This window comes from Dietzia sp. B19, from assembly GCF_014145155.1.
Classification (GTDB): domain Bacteria; phylum Actinomycetota; class Actinomycetes; order Mycobacteriales; family Mycobacteriaceae; genus Dietzia; species Dietzia natronolimnaea.
Genome location: NZ_JAALED010000313.1, coordinates 1 through 3,640, shown reverse-complemented (window position 1 = coordinate 3,640; position 3,640 = coordinate 1). Strand labels below are relative to the sequence as shown.

The 3,640-nt window shown below is 72.1% G+C and carries 3 protein-coding genes and 1 pseudogene; all 4 read left to right on the top strand.

Annotated elements, in window-relative coordinates:
* Positions 1 to 102 precede the first annotated feature (102 nt).
* Complete coding sequence (locus G6020_RS09510) at positions 103 to 699, top strand: methylated-DNA--[protein]-cysteine S-methyltransferase (RefSeq protein ID WP_347238344.1); 597 nt, start codon at positions 103 to 105, stop codon at positions 697 to 699.
* 95 nt (positions 700 to 794) lie between these two features.
* On the top strand, positions 795 to 2,168 hold the full coding sequence (gene egtB, locus G6020_RS09505) for an ergothioneine biosynthesis protein EgtB (RefSeq protein WP_182610447.1): 1,374 nt from the start codon (positions 795 to 797) through the stop codon (positions 2,166 to 2,168).
* The gene (egtD, locus tag G6020_RS09500; RefSeq protein WP_182610446.1) at positions 2,165 to 3,172 is read left to right on the top strand and encodes an L-histidine N(alpha)-methyltransferase; all 1,008 of its coding nucleotides are present in this window, start codon (positions 2,165 to 2,167) and stop codon (positions 3,170 to 3,172) included. Before egtB ends, egtD begins: the two co-directional genes overlap by 4 nt.
* A gap of 113 nt (positions 3,173 to 3,285) precedes the next feature.
* Positions 3,286 to 3,640: pseudogene (locus tag G6020_RS09495) on the top strand (HNH endonuclease); the annotation flags it as partial.

Genomic DNA, 3,640 nt, shown 5'->3' with positions numbered 1-3,640 from the left:
ATGTCGGCGATCGCCCGCGACGGCGCCGACGCGCTGTTCGCGCTCCTCGACTCCGCCGACGCCGACGTGACCAACCCGGACCGGCCGAGCGTGGTGTGAGGCGTGACGTCGCCCCGCGGGACCGCCGGTAGGTCCGTCCGGGTACTCGACACGGCCGCCGGCCGGATGATCGTCGAGGCCACCCCTCGAGGCCTGGCGCGCCTGGACCAGGTGGGGCCGGACCCGAGTGGCGTGGACGGGGACGTCGCGTCGTGGCTGGCCGTGGAACCGTCCGACGACGACGAGGTGAACAGGTCCGAGCCCGGCGCGGCCGCTGAGCACCTCGACCGGGTGGCGGACCAGCTCGAGGCCTACTGTGCGGGCCGGTTGCGTGAGTTCACCGTTCCGGTGGACTGGGCCGCCGCCGGTGTGCACGACGCGTTCTCCCGCGAGGCCTACCGCGAGATCCAGCACATCCCGTACGGGGAGACCTCGACCTACGGGCAGGTCAGCGTGGACGCGGGCCGGCCCCGCAACGCCCGCCGGGTGGGGCGGTTGTGCACCCTCGTGCCGGTGCCGTTCGTCATCCCGGTGCACCGGGTGATCCGCGCCGACGGCGGGATGGGCAACTGCCCCGAGTACCGCCTCCGGCTCCTCGAGCACGAGCGGCGCAACCTCACGGCCGCGGCCCCGGTGCCGTTCCCCGGCGGTGCGATCTAGCAGGCCGGGTCATCCGAACAGCGGTGGGCACCGAACCACCCCGTGGTTAGTCTGGCGGCAGTCCGACCGCCGACCACGAACCCGGGGGAGATCCCATGACTGTCGGAGATGTCACCACCGAAGGGCCACAGACGGTTCCGGGGCGCAGCGCCGGGGCCGCGGTCGAGAAGTTCCTGCACGTCCGCCGGCTCACCGACCTGCTGGCCTCCCGTCTCAGCGCCGAGGACCAGGTGCCGCAGTCGATGACCGCCGCCAGCCCCGCGGCCTGGCACCGGGCGCACACCACGTGGTTCTTCGAGGAGTTCGTGCTGGGTCGGCTGCCGGGCTATTCCTCGCCCGAGCCGGTCTTCCGGTTCCTGTTCAACTCGTACTACGAGGCCGTCGGCCCGCGGCAGCCCCGACCCCAGCGGGGGCTCATCACCCGCCCGTCGGTGGCGGAGATCGGCGACTTCCGGGCACGCGTCGACGACGCGGTGGTGGCCGCGCTCGAGGCGGGCCGGGTCGACGACCGTGGGCTGGAGCTGCTCGAGTTGGGCTGCCACCACGAGCAGCAGCATCAGGAACTGATGCTCATGGATGCCAAACACCTCTTCTCGCACAATCCGACCGACCCCGTCTACGTGCACAGGTCCGCGGACCCGGTCGCCGCGGCACCGGGGGAGACGGGCTGGCTCGACGTCGTCGAGGGGGTCGCCCGGGTCGGCGCCGCGGACCCGGCCGACCGCTCCGGGTCCACCCATGACGATCAGCCCTCCGGCGGCTCCTCCTACGACGGCTTCTCCTACGACAACGAGCGCCCGCGTCACCGGGTGTGGATCCCCGGCGGACAGGTGGCGACCCGCCAGGTCACGGTGGCCGACTGGAAGAAATTCATGGCCGACGGAGGGTACGCCCGCCCCGAGCTGTGGCTCTCCGACGGGTGGTCCGCCGTGCAGGACGAGGGCTGGGACGCACCCGGGTACTGGAGGCGCGAGGACGGTGTCGGCGGGAGCGCGTCCGCGGGCACCGCAGGGGCTCCCGCCGCCGACGGTGAGTGGACCACCTTCACCCTCTCGGGTCGCCGTCCGGTCGTGGACGCCGAACCCGTGTGCCACGTGTCCTTCTACGAGGCCGACGCGTACGCCCGGTGGGCCGGGGCCCGCCTGCCCACCGAGTTCGAGTGGGAGGTCGCCACCGCCGGCTGGGAGATCCGCGACGAGCTCGACCCCGACCGCTGCCACCCGCAACCCGCCACGGATCGGACGATCGGCGGCGTCTGGGAATGGACCGCCAGCGCCTACCTGCCCTACCCGGGGTTCGTCACCGAGGAGGGCGCCGCCGGCGAGTACAACGGCAAGTTCATGTCCGACCAGCACGTCCTACGTGGTGGCAGCGCCCTCACCCCGGCGGGCCACACGCGACCCACCTACCGGAACTTCTTCCCCGCCTCATCCCGGTGGGCGGCGACGGGACTGAGGCTCGCCCGATGACCGACACCGAGAACCCGACCACGACGACGACCACGACGACGACCACCACGACGACGACGGAGTCCACCGACCCCGACACCGCCGCGCTGGAGTCGGACCTGCTCGAAGGCTTCTTCTCCGACCCGCCCACCCTGCCCCCGCGCTGGTTCTACGACGAGGAGGGCAGCCTGCTGTTCGACCAGATCACCCGCGTGGCGGAGTACTACCCCACCCGGGCCGAGGCCGAGATCCTGCGGGCCCGGGCCGGCGACATCGTGGGCGAGGCCTCGACGGTGGTCGAGCTCGGGGCCGGGACCTGCGAGAAGACCCGGGTGCTGCTCGACGTCTTGGCGGCCGGGAGCGCGGATGCGGGATTCGTGCCCCTGGACATCAGCACCGAGATGCTCTTCGAGACCGCCCGCGCGCTCGAGCAGGAGTATCCGGGTCTGCGGATCGACCCGGTCATCGGCGACATCACCGCTCTCGACGGCCCGCTGCCGGGTGAGCCGGGCGGACGGCTGGTGCTGTTCCTCGGCGGCACCGTCGGCAACTTCAGCGAGTCGCAGCGCGCCGGGTTCTTCCGCATGATGCGCGGGATCATGGCCCCGGGTGACCGGCTGGCCGTGGGATTCGACCTGGTCAAGAGTCCGGACCGGCTGGTCGCGGCCTACGACGACGCCGCCGGGGTCACCGCCGAGTTCAACCTCAACATGCTCGACGTGATCGCGCGGACCGTCGAGTGCACGGGCCTCGACTGCCGCGACTTCCGGCACGAGGCCGTGTGGAACGCCCGGGAGAGCCGGATCGAGATGTGGCTGCGCGCGGTGCGCGACGTGCGGATCGACTTCCCGACCCTCGGGCGGGAGCGCACGCTGGCCGCCGGTGAGGGGATCCGCACCGAGATCGCCCGGAAGTTCGAGCCCCACGCACTCGTCGACGAACTCGCGGGACACGGCTTCGGCGGTCAGGCGGTGTGGACCGATGCGGCGGGCGATTTCGGGCTGGCCCTCGTCGTCGTCGACTAGGAGTTCCGACCCGGCGGTTCCTCGCCGGCACCGACCATCTCTCGCGAATCCTGGACCGGCGGTCCCTCGTCGACTCCCGTTCGGTGTCGTACGTGTGTTCTATACTTTGAGCCATGGAACAGGGAGTGTGGGACGCGCCGGAGCAGGGGTCGGAGACGGCCACGCTGGCCGACGTTCTCGCGTTCCTCGAGGCCTCCGTGGAAAGCCTCTGCCAGGTCGACTGGTCGGATCAAGACGCGGACGTGCTGGTCGACGCCGTGGGACGCGCCGAGATCGTGGCCCGCCGGCTGGAGGCCGCCGGAGCGCGCGCCACTGCCGAACTGGCGGGCCTGCACAGACAGAAGGGTCGTTCCGCCGGGGGAGTCGCCGCGATGCTGGCGGAGAAGCTTGGCCTGGCCAGAGGCGTCGTACACGGGCGGATCGAGGCGGGCGGGAGGCAGGCCACCCCGGCCGGGCGGGCGGCGGCGG

Coding starts and splice junctions, on each gene's coding strand:
- egtB (WP_182610447.1), top strand. CDS start 795: ATGACTGTCGGAGATGTCACCACCGAAGGGCCACAGACGGTTCCGGGG.
- egtD (WP_182610446.1), top strand. CDS start 2,165: ATGACCGACACCGAGAACCCGACCACGACGACGACCACGACGACGACC.